The 15,819-nt window shown below is 47.3% G+C and carries 18 protein-coding genes and 1 pseudogene; 9 read left to right on the top strand and 10 right to left on the bottom strand.

Annotated features, from left to right (window positions below; translation table 11 throughout):
* Positions 1–13: 13 nt before the first annotated feature.
* From A7D14_RS00575 to A7D14_RS00560, 4 genes are all read right to left on the bottom strand, one after another.
* Positions 14–238 (bottom strand): hypothetical protein, encoded by a 225-nt coding sequence (locus A7D14_RS00575; protein ID WP_067028877.1) that lies wholly within the window; start codon positions 236–238, stop codon positions 14–16.
* Positions 226–828, bottom strand: a complete 603-nt coding sequence (locus A7D14_RS00570; protein ID WP_067028875.1) for a YkgJ family cysteine cluster protein — start codon at positions 826–828, stop codon at positions 226–228. Before A7D14_RS00570 ends, A7D14_RS00575 begins: the two co-directional genes overlap by 13 nt.
* Before the next feature lie 146 nt (positions 829–974).
* A complete protein-coding gene (locus A7D14_RS19900) occupies positions 975–1,148 on the bottom strand; it encodes a hypothetical protein (RefSeq protein ID WP_176712340.1) in 174 nt (57 codons plus the stop codon).
* 141 nt (positions 1,149–1,289) lie between these two features.
* Positions 1,290–1,529, bottom strand: a complete 240-nt coding sequence (locus tag A7D14_RS00560) for a hypothetical protein (protein ID WP_067028871.1) — start codon at positions 1,527–1,529, stop codon at positions 1,290–1,292.
* A 290-nt stretch (positions 1,530–1,819) separates the two neighbouring features.
* Here A7D14_RS00560 and A7D14_RS00555 point away from each other — a divergent pair, with 290 nt between their 5' ends.
* From A7D14_RS00555 to A7D14_RS00515, 8 genes are all read left to right on the top strand, one after another.
* Positions 1,820–2,371, top strand: coding sequence for a hypothetical protein (locus tag A7D14_RS00555; RefSeq protein WP_067028869.1), 552 nt, complete (start codon positions 1,820–1,822; stop codon positions 2,369–2,371).
* Positions 2,372–3,019: 648 nt separating this feature from the next.
* On the top strand, positions 3,020–3,373 hold the full coding sequence (locus tag A7D14_RS00545) for a single-stranded DNA-binding protein (protein ID WP_067028865.1): 354 nt from the start codon (positions 3,020–3,022) through the stop codon (positions 3,371–3,373).
* A 67-nt stretch (positions 3,374–3,440) separates the two neighbouring features.
* Entirely contained in the window at positions 3,441–3,890 is a 450-nt protein-coding gene (locus A7D14_RS00540) for a JAB domain-containing protein (protein WP_067028863.1), read from the top strand.
* A 62-nt stretch (positions 3,891–3,952) separates the two neighbouring features.
* A complete protein-coding gene (locus A7D14_RS19895) occupies positions 3,953–4,108 on the top strand; it encodes a hypothetical protein (RefSeq protein ID WP_176712339.1) in 156 nt (51 codons plus the stop codon).
* Between the two features lie 252 nt (positions 4,109–4,360).
* Complete coding sequence (locus A7D14_RS00530; protein ID WP_141673178.1) at positions 4,361–4,570, top strand: hypothetical protein; 210 nt, start codon at positions 4,361–4,363, stop codon at positions 4,568–4,570.
* Positions 4,571–4,615: 45 nt separating this feature from the next.
* On the top strand, positions 4,616–5,200 hold the full coding sequence (locus A7D14_RS00525; protein ID WP_067028857.1) for a BfmA/BtgA family mobilization protein: 585 nt from the start codon (positions 4,616–4,618) through the stop codon (positions 5,198–5,200).
* A 2-nt stretch (positions 5,201–5,202) separates the two neighbouring features.
* The gene (gene mobB / locus A7D14_RS00520; protein ID WP_067028855.1) at positions 5,203–6,222 is read left to right on the top strand and encodes a MobB family relaxase; all 1,020 of its coding nucleotides are present in this window, start codon (positions 5,203–5,205) and stop codon (positions 6,220–6,222) included.
* A gap of 12 nt (positions 6,223–6,234) precedes the next feature.
* Complete coding sequence (locus A7D14_RS00515; protein WP_176712338.1) at positions 6,235–7,824, top strand: type IV secretory system conjugative DNA transfer family protein; 1,590 nt, start codon at positions 6,235–6,237, stop codon at positions 7,822–7,824.
* Between the two features lie 35 nt (positions 7,825–7,859).
* On the opposite strand, the gene A7D14_RS00510 is transcribed toward A7D14_RS00515, so the two are convergent.
* The 6 genes from A7D14_RS00510 to A7D14_RS00485 all read right to left on the bottom strand — a co-directional run bounded on the left by A7D14_RS00510 (position 7,860) and on the right by A7D14_RS00485 (position 15,089).
* Entirely contained in the window at positions 7,860–9,740 is a 1,881-nt protein-coding gene (locus A7D14_RS00510; RefSeq protein ID WP_067028853.1) for a DNA/RNA non-specific endonuclease, read from the bottom strand.
* Between the two features lie 67 nt (positions 9,741–9,807).
* A complete protein-coding gene (locus tag A7D14_RS00505) occupies positions 9,808–11,547 on the bottom strand; it encodes a patatin-like phospholipase family protein (RefSeq protein ID WP_141673177.1) in 1,740 nt (579 codons plus the stop codon).
* Between the two features lie 362 nt (positions 11,548–11,909).
* Entirely contained in the window at positions 11,910–12,716 is an 807-nt protein-coding gene (locus A7D14_RS00500; RefSeq protein ID WP_067028848.1) for a DUF4138 domain-containing protein, read from the bottom strand.
* An 18-nt stretch (positions 12,717–12,734) separates the two neighbouring features.
* The gene (gene traM / locus A7D14_RS00495) at positions 12,735–13,652 is read right to left on the bottom strand and encodes a conjugative transposon protein TraM (RefSeq protein WP_067028846.1); all 918 of its coding nucleotides are present in this window, start codon (positions 13,650–13,652) and stop codon (positions 12,735–12,737) included.
* Complete coding sequence (locus tag A7D14_RS00490) at positions 13,633–14,259, bottom strand: conjugal transfer protein TraK (protein WP_067028844.1); 627 nt, start codon at positions 14,257–14,259, stop codon at positions 13,633–13,635. The genes traM and A7D14_RS00490 overlap by 20 nt, the downstream gene beginning before the upstream one ends.
* Before the next feature lie 47 nt (positions 14,260–14,306).
* Positions 14,307–15,089: a hypothetical protein gene (locus A7D14_RS00485; protein WP_255307359.1), complete on the bottom strand. Its 783-nt coding sequence runs from the start codon at positions 15,087–15,089 to the stop codon at positions 14,307–14,309.
* A 219-nt stretch (positions 15,090–15,308) separates the two neighbouring features.
* Here A7D14_RS00485 and A7D14_RS00480 point away from each other — a divergent pair.
* Positions 15,309–15,819 (top strand): annotated as a pseudogene (locus tag A7D14_RS00480) (IS21 family transposase); the annotation flags it as partial.

Genomic DNA, 15,819 nt, shown 5'->3' with positions numbered 1-15,819 from the left:
TGATCTATCCCGATCAATGGGTCCCCAAAGGTGAGCCCGGACGATAATTCTCGGACAGGGGGAGGCAGAAAGCCGCTCCTACCGCCATGACCTGCCCATTGCGGGCGGTTTCCGATTCCTTGCCGCCCCAAAATTTTGCCTTCCGTTTGGACCATGCCCAAATGGTGTTTGACCTAAACTTGGAAATCACCGAAGCTATCGGACCAATGATCTTGATGCCCTTTGCTAAAGACAGCATTTGTCCGCATCGGGGATAGGCCTATAGGAGTAGTAGTGCAAAACTTCTTCCACTGCCATTTTCAGCGCCTTGTTCACGGGGACCATTCTATTGCCCAGATGAAAATCAATTTGGTTCAATTGCATATAATAATCCGTGAACACCGGAACATACAGTCCTTTTGTGATGGCTTCGGAAACGGAACGGTAATTGGCGGCCTGGCCCTCACTGATAATTTTACAGGTCACCAATCTCATGCTCCCATATTTATCCCTGTTTGCCGCAAAGCCGAACAATCGGCAGATCAGACCTCTGTAGGCATATGTATCACAATGGCCCTGGTCAACAACGGAAACGGGCTTGAGCAGAAAGCAAGTGGAGCCATGTTCCCCGTTGAGCGCATCAAGCATATTTTCTGCCTTTCCGGACAAAAACAGGTGAAATGCCCAAGGTAAGAATTCCAATGGGGAAGCCTCTATTTGTGGGTAGGTACAACATTTGCCACAACCGGATGCACAACCCAGGCCCGAGCTTTGTTGAAATTGGGCGCCCTCTTCCTCCAATTGGGCGAACAGTTTTTCGACCAATTGGACCTTTAGCTCTAAATCCATCGTTTCATATCAGGGATATTTGGTTCACGCTACTAGTTGAAAATCATATTAAAAAAGAATATTTTACTGTTTATAGGTGCAAAGGGTTCGATCCGGGACATGTTCGGGCGAGAAGGTCAATAATCGACCCCTTACAGGGAAAAGCTTTAGATCTGGCCGTCTAGAAAAAGGGTCGACCTGATTTTGTGGGCCGTCCAAGGAACACCTATTGATATAGGGATATGGGGAATAAATCCGATACGTCGGGCCTCTACACCGTAGATGGTCTTGGCAATGTACTCCCGACACACCGTAACCCCGACATGGCTATTTATGACCATGGCCTTTTGCCATTGGCAAGGCATTTGATTATCGAACCAAAGGAAGCGAAAAAAAGGATATGCCGTACCATTCAAATGATTTTTTAATAATGGGAATTTTTTTGGGCCATATCCTAAATCAGAACCGGAATTTGTAGGGTTTCAATCCATGCGCTCAATGGACTGTATGTCCTTGATCTTGATCGGTAGATCCAATCGGTCATTTCCTTTTATGTGCACTGTGACAATGATCTCGTGCAGCTGCTGGATTTCTAGGGAGTAGTTTTCAAATTGGTCAAAATTGTTCTTTGAGGATTGGATGATACAGGAAAGTATGGAAGCATCACTTGTTTCCAAAGTGACCATTTCATCGGTAAAGATCTTGATGTATTTGGCTTCCATTGTCACCAAATATAACCCATTTTTGGATTGCCGGTTGTTTCGACCACGCCTTTCCCGGTGAACCCGATGGGCAAACTGGATCTGTCCACTTGGTCAGGACAAAAGTGGGAAGTCCAATAGTGTCTGTTTGGATCAATACTGCCCAAAGGTAAACCCGGAAAATATTCCTCGGACAAGGGACGGCATAAAGCCGGTCGTCCACTCTCTTTTTATTCCGTTTCCTTCCCGCTCCGGAATTTTCCCTTCCGTTTGGCCGTGCGCCACTATTGTTCAACTTAAAACATATCATCATGGAAAATTCCCACGTAGTGCAGCTGGATTTTGGCTTTGAAATGGAGCCAACGAAAACACCAAATCCAAACCCCAATCCTAAGTCCCTTAAGAAGGCTAAATCCGATTTTATTTTCGACTTTATGGATGTCCTCGCTGGTCCCATCATTGTGTATCCCTCTGCTTGGCAGGATTTGATTCCCGTGGATATATTGCAGAACATCACCTCGGCCCGTATGCGGGTCCAAATGGAAGGAAAGCAAACCGCGTCCCTTACCGAGGTGGTTGCCTATATGATGCCCAGGACCTATGAGGCGCCCATGCCCAGTGAATGGACGAACATTTACACTTGGTGCGGGCTACAATATGTCCGGACCTTCAACAAGACCGAACAGTTTGAAGCAATGATGGAAATAGCACCCGAGCAACTTTCCGATCATGAGAAAGGACTCTTGGACAACCTAAGGTCATGGATCTATGAGAAACGGAGACAGGCCCTAAGGGACAAACTGAAAACTTCAAAGCGTCCAGATACCAAAACTTCCCGGAACAATCAGGGAGAACTGTTCTGAGCGGAGGAAAAAGTGATTCCCGTATTATATCCTCCAGAACGGGAGTATTGCTCCATCGGCCACCGCAATGTTGGAAGAATACAATACATCCACATCCAACAAGGAAGTCGGCCGAACGGATTTTGATGCGGCCTTCCTTTGCAGACCCTTCTTGGGGGCCTTGCTTTGGAAGGCCGCAAATCCGCCAGTCCGCCCACCAAATTTTAAGGGATCCGTAATAAAAGAAGCTCTTACTTGTTTTTCGGGGCATCGAAAAACAGGGCAGGGCCCAAGGACTTCCGATCAGGACACCATCGCCCGCACTCGCTCAACTTCCCGTACGCTCCCTTGCCAATGGGTCAGATGGAATTCCTAGGGCCCTCATCGAACCTGTCAAGACCAAGACAGGTTTTGGCCATAAATAGGGTATCCACTTCCTTGAAAACCTTGCCCACCATCGGCGGTCAGGGTTTTGCTACGTCGCGGAGCCTCCCGATTTCCGCCCAAAAGCCTTGACAGAACCCCCTTCTTTTATTGTGCTGCGCACGTAAGAAGCAAACAAACGCCCCTTAAAATTTGGGAAACATTGACCAAAAAAAGAGGGGAATTTATTAACCCGTCTGCCCGATTGTCCAATAGGAAGAGGGCAGGCACTTAAAGCTTTTTATCATGAGTACATTGAGAAACAAAGTACAGTTGATCGGAAACGTGGGACAAGATCCCGTGATCACAGACCTTGAAAAAGGGAAACGCGTGGCACGCCTGACCATGGCCACCAATGAACATTACAAGAACTCCGAAGGGGAACGGGTGACCAATACTGAATGGCATACCGTCATCGGATGGGGGAAACTGGCCGACATCATCGAAGGTTTTGTGACCAAGGGCAAGGAAGTTGCCATCGAAGGGAAATTGACCTCCCGCTCCTATGAGGACAAAGAGGGCAATAAAAAGTATGTCACCGAAGTAGTGGCCAGTGAGATCCTTTTGTTGGGCGGTGGTGAGAACAATACCACCGAGTAAAATGGATAGGGGTGCCCCGTAACAACTTGGGGCATCCTTTACTTTTTCAAACTTAAAAGCACATGAAATGGAACATCGTGTCAATGAAATACAGATCAGTTACCGGGAAAAGCTCAGCACGCTGAAATCCCTGTCCGTGACCAACTCCAACGAGGTGGCGGAACTGTTGTTCCAAAATTGGGACAACAAGACCATAGGCCTGCACGAGACCTTTAAGATCGTGCTGCTCAACCAGTCCAACAAGGTAAAGGGTATTTACCCACTCTCCCATGGGGGCATCACGGGCACCTTGGTGGATGTGCGCATCCTTTTTGCCATTATCCTAAAGACCCTTTCGGTGGGGATCATTCTCGCCCATAACCATCCCTCTGGACAGCTTAAGGCCAGTTATCAGGACAAGCAATTGACCCAAAAGATCAAGGAGGCCGCACAGCTGTTTGATGTCAAGGTATTGGATCATATCATCCTGGCACCTGATGGGCGCTACTACAGTTTTGCCGACAATGGAATTTTATAGGCGGGACCATTGGGGGGCTGACCTTTTAAATGGACAATTGAAAAACATGAAAAACACAAACCATGGAAACACGTATCAGAAAATCGCTGGAGATCCCGGCCAGAAAACGCCAAGCGAACCATACCAAAAAGGAATCCAATGCGGAGAAGGCCTTTCTATTGGTCATCAACATTTGGCTCTTTCGGTTTGAGTACTCCAAGGAGCTGTTCAAATCCTGATCATAACTTTTGGAAAGACGCTTGGAAAGACCCTCGAAGGAGGGTCTTTTTTTTGGCCCATGGGCCAGCACCCGACGTTTTGGACCCCCAAAAATGACATTCAAATTCCATTTGGTGCCAAACCCCGCCAATTGTGCACAATATGTGTTTTCATCTTAGCGGGAATGTCGCTACATTTATGTAGTGGAACCCCAATGGACGCCCAATGGCGACCCATTTGGTCCAACACCTCGGACAGGCATGACTTTCCCAATGTCCGTAGAATTCGATTTGACTTTTAGAACAGAGGCAACTGACCCTTGGGTCATGTTGTGCGATACGATTTTGTCCCTGCGGGACAATTCGGAGAAGCAAGAGGGTAGCACGCTCGCGCGTCCTACCGATCATGATTGCTCCGCAAGGCCCCTGTTTATGGGGGTTTGCGGTATCAAGGAAAATGACGGCGAAAAGGTTTTTGACTAAAAAAGGCCTCTAGCCCAATAAAATCAAGACGTTTTTGACTCAAAAATGGATAAAGGATACGAAAAAGAGGGGTTTAGGACCATTCGGGTAAAAAGCTCGGTGGCCTTGAAATTTAGACGGTTTTCCCGAAAGTTTGGACAATCCCGATCAATGACCCTGTTGCTCATGGTGCACTTTTTTGAACGACATGGAATCTCACCGGACCAACATCTGGGGGAGACCATGGCCAGTATGAAGCTCTACATAAGGCGGCGCTTCAATGCCATGATCGCTATCATGCGCAGCATCGAAAAGGAACAGACTCTGCCCACCGTTGGAATGATGCAGGCGCTCTTTGAACAGGAACTGGCATCCGATGACGAGGAATGGGACAGCGATTTTGATTTTATCGAACAGCAGTTGACCGAGGCCAAGCCACCCAAGGAGACTGATGTATTTGATGGGGAGGTCACCGTGCCCAAAATCCGTTATGACCGACTGGAGGAACAAATGGAAGAGCTCAAGGATGATTTTGCCTATGTGCTGGACCATGTGAGCGTATACCACAACCGCTTTGGCAAGGACCACCTCAAATTGGATTTGAACCCCGAGGCCATTGAAAAATACCGCACAAAACTTAAAAAACAATAAGTATGTACATCGCCATCACACGCCAACAACTGGGGGACAATTTTAAGGGCAGTGCCCGGGACTTTGTCAACTATCTGGAAAAGGAGAACGAAGGGAAGGAACCGGAACAGCAGGAAGGGTATTTCAATCAGGAAGAGAACAACATCGATGCGGAGCGGGTCATTGCCGAGATCGACGCCAATACGGCCAAGCTCAAGAAACGGGAGCCCAAATTCTATTCCCTGGTGGTCAGTCCTTCCCAACGGGAACTCCATCATATCGGAAACGACCCCGAGAAACTGAGGCAATACACCCGGCAGGTTATGAATACCTATGCGGCCTCCTTTTACCGGGACCGTGAAGTGACCGTCAAGGATATCCTCTATTTTGCCAAATTGGAACGGGAACGCACCTATTCCCAAAGGGATCGCGAGGTCAAGGAGAACCAGGCCCATGCCAGCAAGATCTTGGAACTACAACACCGGGTCAGGGCCATCCAAGAAGGACGGGAGCAAGGGGAAATTGCCAAGCTCCGGGAAAAGATAAATGTACTGGAAGGAGAGGCGCCCCACCAACTCAACGGAAAGCGCATCGTTCCGGGGATGGCCAAGGAGGGCCACCAAAGCCATATCCATATCATCGTGAGCCGAATGGACAGGACCAATACCCATAGCCTCTCCCCGGGGTCCAAGTTCCGAACTTCCGAGACCACCCTCCATGGGCAGACCGTCAAACAGGGCTTTGATCGGGATAAATTCTTTAGGGCAGCGGAAATGACTTTTGACAAAAAGTTCGGATACAAAAGAAATTTTGTGGAGACCTACCATGCCCGTAACCTGTTGGACAAGGATCCGAAACGCTTCTTTTCGGCCCTCTTGGGTTTGCCGACGAATGAACGGCAAGCGGCCAAGCAGTTGTTGTTCAAGGCGGGCGTCAAGGTACCGACCATCCCCAAGAACAAGGCACAATTGGCCTATAAGGCGATGATGCAGCTCAAAAAAGGAATCGGAAAGGCCTTGGAATCGGGGTCGATCGGAATTTAAAACAGTGTTGCTATGGAAAATTTAGGATGGATGGAATGGATAATCGGTTTGATCGTTGGGGTAGGAATCTCATTTGTGGCCAATAGGTATCTCAAGAATGGCTTTCTGTATTATCTCGGTATCCTGCTTATGTTGGCAATCACCATTGGAGTGATATTCGGCTGGGACTTACTTTTGAAACAGTCCTTGGGCCTGTGGCTCCCTTTGTTTTTTGTGCATACCGTCATCTATGGGCTGGTGGATTATCATAAGGATACGAGTAAACCTTCAAAGGTGTTCGAGGTCAAATTAAGGGTCAAGGGCAGGTCCTTGGTCCTGGGGAACATCCGCAGGGGGGTATCCGTGATGGCTTCCGCAGGGAGCGGGAAGACCGAAAGTGTCATCTATGGCTTCTTGGAGCATTTTAAAAAAGAAGGTTTCTCCGGGGTCATCCACGATTACAAGGATTTTGAGATCACGGAAATGGCCTGTCCCCTTTGGAAAGATCAAAAGGTACCCTTTCATATCGTGTCCTTTGGGCCGATCTACCATCGGGTGAATCCCATTGCACCCCGTTACCTGCCCGATGAAGAGAGTGTCCACGAGGTGTCGCGGGTCCTGTTGGAGAATTTGATGGAACACAGGGACTCCGATGGGAACAGTACCTCCCGTTTTTTTAAGGATGCTGCTGAGGGCTTGATCAGCGGACTGATCTGGCGGCTCAAGACCGATCACCCCGATTTCTGTACGCTGCCCCATGTGATGGCCCTGTACCAACAGTTGGGCACCAAGAGCCTGATCAAGTTTTTAAGGGAGAATCTTACCTCACGTGCCATGGCCGATGCCTTTATCAGTGGGGTGGGGTCGGAGCGACAGACCGCTGGGGTGATGAGTACCTTGGCCAATGCCATCAAAAAGATCAGTACCAGAAAGATTTTTATGGTATTGTCCGCCGATGAGATTCCGCTGGACATCAATAATGAAAAACATCCCTCGGTCATTGCCTTGGTGAACAATCCACAAAAAGATGCTTCCCTATCCCCGGTGATCGCCACCATTATACATACCATCTCCAAACAGATGTCAAGACGAAACCGCAAACCCTCCTTTATGCTGTTGGAGGAGGCTTCAACCTTACGGCTATTGAACATGCACCGCATTCCTGCCACCTTGCGGAGTTACGATATTGTGAGCGTATATGTGCTACAGGATAAGGTTCAGAACGATATGATGTACGGTGAAAAGGCCAGCAAGGCCATTTTGTCCAATCTATCCTATCAGTTTTTTGGGAAGGTGAACGATCCGGATACGGCCCGCTATTATGAGCGGTTCTTTGAACTGGTCAAGATGCCGACACGGAGCGTGAGCAAGAGTTCAGGCTTGAGTTTGGAGCGACGGATCACGGAAGGGGAGAAGGAGGTGTCCAAACGCAGGGCCGAGGTGTTTTTTCGGTTAAAGCAGGGGGAGTTCGTGGTCTTTGCGGATGGAAAGGACCGAAAGGTACGGTTTCCAAGACCTGAAATTCCAAAAGGCTTGCCCAAGCACCTTGAAATCAAAGATGGGGATTTGGAGCGACATTATCTGAAGGTGCATCGGGAGGTGGCCTCCATATTTCAGAAATAAAGCTTCAACAGACCCAAGGGTATGGGTTACGATTCTTAAATGACAATGTGCTCAAAATCCTGGATCTGGTTCATCCGTAAGCCCATGTGCAGGGATTCCGTAATGTTCGCCATGGCATCAGAATCAAGGATTTCTTGATCAAAAACGAGGCCTGTTTGTTCTTGCACAAAAGCCACCGGTACTTGATAGGTCTCGTAGGGGCCAAAGACAAACTCGATATCATCCAACCATTTCTTTTGGCTCAGTATATAGGCCGTCGCATAAATGCCATTGTCCCCTTTATTGGCCACCACGACTTTCCAAAAACTTTCGGGTATCTGAATGTCCCGATAGAACATATCGGTTTCCGAAAAAATGGGGCCATTGTACACACAGATCTTCATTTCGTTGTCCACGGTTTTGGAAAGGATATATTCTTCAAGCCCCAACCATATCTTTTGATTGAGGTTCTTATGTTGCGGTGCACAATTGGTATAAAAGAAGGTGTCCTCGGAGGCGTCTTTTGCCGCTTGATAGGAGGTTCCCCAGGCTGGGTCCATCCTTCTGACTAGGTGCCCCCGATCAAAATTGTTGTACTTGTACAGTTCATTGCCCACCTGTTCGCTTGGCTTTATCCTTGGGTCTTTTGACCATTTGTCCCTGCCCCTGGTGATGTGTCGCCATTGGGTACCATCGATATTTACGGCGGTAGCCAAAGCAAGACGCTTCTTTTTGCTCATGACTACGGAATAATTCAGGTAGTCCAGCTTCGTCTGTTTGCTGTTCTTTAATTGGGCGAGCTCTTTTTTAAGTTCCTTGGTAACCCCTGGAAAAGGTGTTTTTTTGTTCAGGAAGTTTTCATCGAAACCCTTTCGGCCCTTCAGATCTTCTTGCGAGATCTTTTCCAGCTCTATCGAAGGATCGAATTCGCCTTCCGATATGAAAAAGCGCTTGTTGGTCACAGTATTCTTGAATATCCTATCAATGATGACAGCGGGTATGGCAAAGTTTCCTTGACGTTCCCTTCCTGCAAAGTGCAGTCCGTATACCTTTTGTGTTTCGATGTCCACGATGGGGGAACCTGAATTCCCGCCTAGGGTGGTACAATCATGAATGAAAAACTGCTTATCGGGGTCCACATAGTCAATTTCACCTACGGCCAGTCTTTTCTTGTCGAATACATCGGAGAAAATACGGATCTGATCTTCCGGTATTTTGGTACGGGAATCCCTGGCAGGATATCCGATGGTGGCAATGGTCTCATCCGTTATTAATTTATTCGCGAGCTCCAAGGATGGGAACTTCGCATTGTTATCGTCCCATACGATTTGAAGGATGGCCATGTCATATCCACTTTCAGGTTCAATATGCAGTACTTTGCCAATGACATAGCTTTTGGAAGTGGGATTGTTCAGCTCTTCCTTAAAATCAATGGAACACGAATAGGCCTCGTTCAGGAAGTTTCTTTTGAATACAAATCGTTCCCCAAGTCTTGTGGCGAATTCTTGGGCAACGTGCCTATTGGTGATGATATAATCGTCCTGATACAACCAACCGGTCCCAACCCAATCCAAACTGGGATGTCCTGCCAATTCTATCCTACCGATCGATGGGATTACTTTTGTTAGCCCTTTCTTGTTCTTTTTTAGAATGTCCTTCCAGAAATCAAGTTCGGGCTCATTGACATCAAAGGAATCGTCACGGATTTCAAGTACCGGACGGCCCATGACATTGATGATGGCCTCTTGCACATCGTTCAGGTCAAAATTGCGATTGGTGAGTTGTTCCCCCAGTTTCTTAAAATCGACCTCGTCATTGTCCCCAATAATGGCAGTACGCCCAAATTCCGGGAATTCCATGTTTCCGAACTTGTTTTCCATTTCCGCTAAGATCTTGTCATTTTTGACGATGCGCTGTGATAGATTGAATGCTTTCATGTTTGTGTTTTTTAATTGATGTGTCTCGAACTTGTGTTTTATTTCGTTTGATCTGAAAATAATCGCGTTACATACCCCTGGCCTTGAAATCCTTGATGATGGTATCCATGATCCATTTGGTCATTTTTTTGGATAGCAGGGATATGAGGAGGCCAAGTCCTATGCGCATCGCCCAGTTCGAAACCTTCTTTTTTAATTCAGCTTTCAATACGGCTTTCAGCCTTTTTTTTATGGGTTTCTTTAGTTCTAGAAACTTCACTTCATTGAATTTCGGAAACTCCTGCACCTTATATCGGGAAGGGTTGGAATCGTCATCTTTATCCAGTTTGCCCACATCAGGGATGATGGGCAGATAGGTCTTGCCATTAACTATTTTTCTGAACTTTTTTAGGGCTTTCGGGTGGATACCATAGAAAAGGTTGTTTTTATCGGTCTCATCATATTCCATAAAGAATACCCCTCTTAAAAAGTTTTGGGCATTTTTGCGCCCTAGGAAAAAATCATGGATTCTGAAATCAATATCCAAAAACCCTCCAAATCCACCGATGCCCCCTGTAGCCAACGGAGGGTGTTCAACCTCTTGGGTAGTCCCCAATTTTAATTTGCGGGGGAAGGCCATAAGCTTAAAGAGTCCGATACCGTAGGTGTCGGTCTGTTTGTTCCGTGCCTGATTGAGCACCGTGGGAATCAAGTAACCAATGATGTCCATGATACTGGTCAACTTAAAGTCTATGTTTCCAGGTTTCTTTTCATATTCAAAATTGGGAAACGGATCGATCAGTACCGTGCCATATTTTGGATTCTTCTTATTGGCAGCCCCATGAGTGGCTACCAGGGTTCGGAGAATCTCGTCGAACGGTTCGTTATTGATGGCTCCACCGTCCACTGCGGTGAATTTAAAATCGGAAACCGATGTGGTATCAAGTTCGATATCCATACTGGTATCAAAAGCCTTGCGTTGGGATAAACTGTAGTTCACGTAAGCAGAAGAAAAGTCATCCGCGAAATATCGAGGGGCAAGTCCAATCGGAAAAGCACCAGTGGCCTTGGTCACGTTGGTCAGAAACTCCGTGTTCACTTTTTCCACGGGACTTTTGGCGGTGGGCCTAAAGGGCAGGAACTTGTCCTTGTCCACGAGTTCGTTATAGTTGAGCTTAAAGTGGGCTACAATATCATGATGGCTGATCTTGTGTCCCGGGGTCGAATCCAAAAACTTAGACTTGAGTTTGCTTAATTTGACCTTGTAGTCCACGGGTCGCAAACTGGTAATCGTCAATAATAGCCGCAGGTCTTGAGAAATATAGGCCGGAAAATTGACCGTGCCAGCATCCTTTGGAATCTTTTCAAAGACCGTTTCGGCAATGGTATCGATGGGTGTTGAGTTCAATAATGATGACGCACCTTGGTCCCCTGTAAGATCACTGGTGGAAAGCATCTTTGCAAAAGTGGTCTTTCCTTTACGGGTTCCGTTGTATAAGCTGTCATCATCGTCCAAAAACACCCAGCTGTCATAGAGGATATTCCCGGTCTTTTTTCTGGAGACCTCCTTTACCGGTTTATGGATTCCCGAGTAAAGTGCCAATGTGGTTATCATACTGACCATCCCACCGGCGGAGGCGCCCCCCAAGGCATCGATGATGACATTGTGTTTTGGGATGACATCATCGGGGCTAGCTTCTTTTTTGGCCTTTTCCCAATTATCCAAGGCTTCGATGATATAATCCATAAAGCCTGCGGTATAGGCTCCGGCTGAAACCGCCCCCGCCATGGTTATCCCTAAATGGAACGTATACTTATTTTTTGACATAACTTAATTCGCATTCGTTTACAGTTGATCTTAGTGTATTTGTAACTCCGATTAGGGGTGTTAATCAGTTTGAACTTTTTTGGGGGAATTGGGTTGTAGGAAGTGCAATGGTTTGAGGTTCTTAAAGATAAGACGTATTCGCCAAAAAAAAGTGCGGGAAAACCTTAATTTTTCTGGGGTTTTGCTGTAATGATTGACCAAGGGCTTGAAGGTGATTTAAAGAATATCCGACCTATTCTTCCTCAGTTTTTATACCCAATTGTATGCGTTAGGTCATATCGGATTGATGCGCTGGCATTATGTTACATTTTGATTTCAGGACCTTTTACCAGTTTGATAGGCTTTTCACTGGTTGGGCAAAATCAACGCAACTTGAGGATAAGATTACGGCTACCTTGGGCCTCCAATACCTTTACTTGTAGGCGTTGCTCTGCATTCAAGGTAAATTTGGGATAGACCATCACAAAACGAACTGAACTACTTCGACCGATTTGTTTGGGCATTTTGAATTCGAATAGGGGAGTGATCGGCAATTCTTGGTAGGAGGCCTTACGTTTTGTGGTACCCAATACCTTTGACAATTGGAACTGTCCAAGTTCATAAGGGATATTGGAACGGTTCTTCAATTCATAAACCATATAGACGTGATCATCATGGTACACGCGTTGCATGAGTTTGACCCTGATGCCTTTTTGACCCTTACTGCGGTGGGTTGACGATTTCTTGTGTAGCAATTGGGTACATAACAGCGTAAAGTGCTCTTCTTTGGCAGAAGCGGTTTTCTGGATGGAATCTTGTGCTGAATTACCATTGGAAGAATGTTGCAAAGGGTTTTTCAAACGTTGGTCCGGGGCGATGAAATAATGCAATTGGGAGAGGTCTTCCCGATAAGAGAGGATAAAGGAATAGAGGTTTCCTGTGGTGGTCCGCACCAACAGATTGCTCTCATGGGCTTTTTCTGCCTGCAGCAATCCCAAGTTTTCCGCTTGCTCCCTATTGAAATTGAAGGTAAAGTTAGGGGAACCGGTCATACCTGTTTGGATAGGGTCCGTAAAGGAAAGGGATACCACCTGATGGTCGTTGGCATAGATGGTGTCCAAGGTTTGACATTGGGCATAATTGCTGGAAACGATGAAGATGATAACGGGGATAAGACTGTATTTTTTCATGGTGTTAATTTTGTTTTATTACTGTTTCGGTTTTAATAATAAGCGATGGCCATCCAAAACGGTCACCTTCTGCTTGCGCTGGCTGCGTTGGAAAACACTTTTTAGGCCCCTTACTTGGGGCAAACCGGCAATATTGATGTCCTGAACCATATCGTCCATAATCTCTTGGGTGGCTTCCTCCCGCAGGGAGTTTTCCAAATAGAGGCCTGCAAGGCCATCCTGTAGGTCAAAGGCTTCCCATTGCAAGGGAACATGGTCAATTTGGGTGATGTTCAGGATGGTCCGATTGGGCCGGAAACGCACGGTACCGAACAACGTGGTGTATTTGGGGAAACGATGGCCGTTGATTATGGTTGGCTCCACCAACCGCAACCGGATGCGGCTGTTCTTTCGTAAAACCTGTTTGCCGTCCACTTCGACCAGAATGCCGGGATTGGTTTTTTCTTCCAGAACTTTAGGTTTGGAGGCAAAGAACAGTTGCTGTTCCAAAGCTAGTTCGGATATGGGTATGGGATTGGCTGATAGGGGTTCTTTGTTTTGTGTTGGTTCGGTTTTCGGTTCGATGGATGATGTTTCTTCCCCTAATTCCATTTGTTCACGTTGTGGGGCCAAATTGCCCGTACTGTAGACACTATCGATGATACGATGTTTCTCATATTCCATATAGTCCGGATTGAAATAGCCCTTGTCATCGACCATATTATCGGGATAGACCTGGGGAGCGGTGTTCTCGCGTTCCTCTTTGAGATCATCCAGGGCCTCCATCTTGGATTCATACACTTTTTGGTTTTCCTCCAGATCGGGCATCGGAATGCGGTCCGGTCTAAGGTCGGTTTTCTTGTCCTTACCAAAGGTTAAGATGGAGTAGGCCACGATAAAAAGGACCACCCCGATCAGGACCAATACAAATACAATCTTATTCTGCTGTGGTTTCATAGTCTTCTATTTTACGGAGGGAGTTTTCAAAAAAATCAGTGATCAATAACCCATGGGGGTTATGGGGAAAATTTCGGGCCACTTGGATGAGTTTGCCCGTAGTTATCAATTCGTAGGTGTCAATGACAGCACCTCGATTGATTCGGATCACGGTCCGGGTCTGAAAGGCATAGGGTTCCTGGTCCATATCGATTCGGGATTCGATGCGCTCCACCTGCTGGATCAAGGAATATTGCAACAAGCGGTTGTAGAAGCCATCGGCCTTCTTTTGCCGATAGAGGGCATCCACCGAGCTGTTGCCCAACCACAGGGCTTTCTCCAAGTTGCTCTCATAGTTACTGGCATCGATTCCATAGAAATAGCCGTGGAACAGTTCCAGATGTGCCTTGGCCTCCACTTCGAGGTTTTCCAGTTGGGAGACCATTTGTAACGGAATCACGCTTCCATCCCCGTTGACCACAAAGGCATTGTCCATACTTTCCCTGTGGAGCTTGATGACCATCAGCACCGAAACGATACAGGTCAGTACGGCCCCGATGATCGTGGCCAACACGATAAAGCGGTTGAGCTTTAGGACATCGTATATGTTTTTATAGGGTGTTTTCATTCTTTATTGATTTTTGTTAAGGTGCATTGGACAGTTATAAATGTGCCTTAGGCACCACCAAAGAGTTTGAAGGTAAAGGAGGTGGCCTTGCGGTACAGTTTGAACTTCAACAGCACGATAAACCCAATGGAAGCCAGTTCGATCAAGGGCGCAAAAAATTCACTGCCCCAGTCCGTCCCGAACAGGTTGTTCCAAAAGTTTGTGTTGATCTCCGTGTACAGGGCATTGACAAAGACATTGACCAAAAAGAAGGCCGGCACCAACATATATACCCCGGCATAGAGCTTAAAGAAGTTATAGGCCAATCCCCTGAACTTCTCGAACACGGCCAAACTGATCACCAAGGGAAAGAAGGCCCGCATAATGCCCAATAGGAAAAAACGTTCCGCCAAGAACAGCGGATAGATGAACAGGTCCATCATCCAAAGGAAAATGCCGATGATAAAGGCCAGCAACTTCAATCCGTACAAGGGGGTCACCAAGGCCTCGTACAGTAGTGCCAAAGCCTTTTTGGCGGCCTCCAGTGCGCCCACATCCCGTTCCAGATCCACATCCTGTAGCTGTAACGGGAGGAGCGCTGGGGCCGTATCCCGGTATTGGGTCTCAATGGAGACCAAAATGGTATCAAAGACATCCAATACCTGTGTGGAGAAAATCACCAAGATCACAACAGCAAAGTTCTTGGCCAGTTCCGTGGGGGTCAGCCCCCAGGTATGGCCATCGGTCGAAGCGATGCCCTCGTTGTACTTCTTTAGAATGTTCACCAAAAAGAACAGGACGGCCAGTGCCTTCATGCCCGTAATGGTGTACTGGGCAAAATCACTGTCCATGATGGTCCGGTAGACTGCATCCACATATTCCAATCCTATTCCCAAGTGCAAAAAACGGGCATAGTATACCACCTTCGGCGGGTCAAACTGAGCCACCCGCGGCGGACCAAAGTGAGCATAGTGGGGCGGATGAAAGTGAGCCACTAAAAAGATCGATTCTATTTGAGTGTTGCGATGGTTTCTTTTGTAAAAAAGACCATGGCGAACAAACAGATAGATATGCGCAAGGCAAAAAGGATTTACAAATTGTACGGCGAGGGGGCCAGCAAGCGACGCATCAGCAAGGAACTTGGCATCTCCCGCAACACGGTGGCCAAGTACATCGAGTTCTTCAAGTGCTACAGGCTGACGCCCTACGAGGTCTCGGAGATGACCCTGGAGGAGATCCACAGGCTCTTCAAGGCGGACCAAAAGCCCAAGAGCGAACAGCTGAGGACCTTAGAGCGGTACTTCCCTTATTTTGACAAGGAACTCCGCAAAACGGGTGTCACGCGACAGTTGCTCTGGGAAGAGTATCATGCGAAGCACCCGGACGGGTTCAAGCTCTCCCAGTTCAGGTACTGGTACCGTGAATGGACAAAAGAGACATCGCCAGTGATGCACTTCACCCATAAGGCGGGCGACAAGCTCTTCATCGATTTTACGGGTAAAAAGCTCCATATAACGGACAAATATACGGGAGAGATCCAGGAACTCGAGGTATACCTGTGCGTGTTGGGCAGCAGCCATT

Source organism: Allomuricauda sp. CP2A, assembly GCF_001683915.1.
Lineage (GTDB): Bacteria > Bacteroidota > Bacteroidia > Flavobacteriales > Flavobacteriaceae > Flagellimonas.
This window is presented reverse-complemented; position numbering and strand designations above follow the sequence as displayed.

Coding starts and splice junctions, on each gene's coding strand:
- A7D14_RS00575 (WP_067028877.1), bottom strand. CDS start 238: ATGCTGTCTTTAGCAAAGGGCATCAAGATCATTGGTCCGATAGCTTCG.
- A7D14_RS00570 (WP_067028875.1), bottom strand. CDS start 828: ATGGATTTAGAGCTAAAGGTCCAATTGGTCGAAAAACTGTTCGCCCAA.
- A7D14_RS19900 (WP_176712340.1), bottom strand. CDS start 1,148: ATGGTCATAAATAGCCATGTCGGGGTTACGGTGTGTCGGGAGTACATT.
- A7D14_RS00560 (WP_067028871.1), bottom strand. CDS start 1,529: ATGGAAGCCAAATACATCAAGATCTTTACCGATGAAATGGTCACTTTG.
- A7D14_RS00555 (WP_067028869.1), top strand. CDS start 1,820: ATGGAAAATTCCCACGTAGTGCAGCTGGATTTTGGCTTTGAAATGGAG.
- A7D14_RS00545 (WP_067028865.1), top strand. CDS start 3,020: ATGAGTACATTGAGAAACAAAGTACAGTTGATCGGAAACGTGGGACAA.
- A7D14_RS00540 (WP_067028863.1), top strand. CDS start 3,441: ATGGAACATCGTGTCAATGAAATACAGATCAGTTACCGGGAAAAGCTC.
- A7D14_RS19895 (WP_176712339.1), top strand. CDS start 3,953: ATGGAAACACGTATCAGAAAATCGCTGGAGATCCCGGCCAGAAAACGC.
- A7D14_RS00530 (WP_141673178.1), top strand. CDS start 4,361: ATGTCCGTAGAATTCGATTTGACTTTTAGAACAGAGGCAACTGACCCT.
- A7D14_RS00525 (WP_067028857.1), top strand. CDS start 4,616: ATGGATAAAGGATACGAAAAAGAGGGGTTTAGGACCATTCGGGTAAAA.
- mobB (WP_067028855.1), top strand. CDS start 5,203: ATGTACATCGCCATCACACGCCAACAACTGGGGGACAATTTTAAGGGC.
- A7D14_RS00515 (WP_176712338.1), top strand. CDS start 6,235: ATGGAAAATTTAGGATGGATGGAATGGATAATCGGTTTGATCGTTGGG.
- A7D14_RS00510 (WP_067028853.1), bottom strand. CDS start 9,740: ATGAAAGCATTCAATCTATCACAGCGCATCGTCAAAAATGACAAGATC.
- A7D14_RS00505 (WP_141673177.1), bottom strand. CDS start 11,547: ATGTCAAAAAATAAGTATACGTTCCATTTAGGGATAACCATGGCGGGG.
- A7D14_RS00500 (WP_067028848.1), bottom strand. CDS start 12,716: ATGAAAAAATACAGTCTTATCCCCGTTATCATCTTCATCGTTTCCAGC.
- traM (WP_067028846.1), bottom strand. CDS start 13,652: ATGAAACCACAGCAGAATAAGATTGTATTTGTATTGGTCCTGATCGGG.
- A7D14_RS00490 (WP_067028844.1), bottom strand. CDS start 14,259: ATGAAAACACCCTATAAAAACATATACGATGTCCTAAAGCTCAACCGC.
- A7D14_RS00485 (WP_255307359.1), bottom strand. CDS start 15,089: ATGGACAGTGATTTTGCCCAGTACACCATTACGGGCATGAAGGCACTG.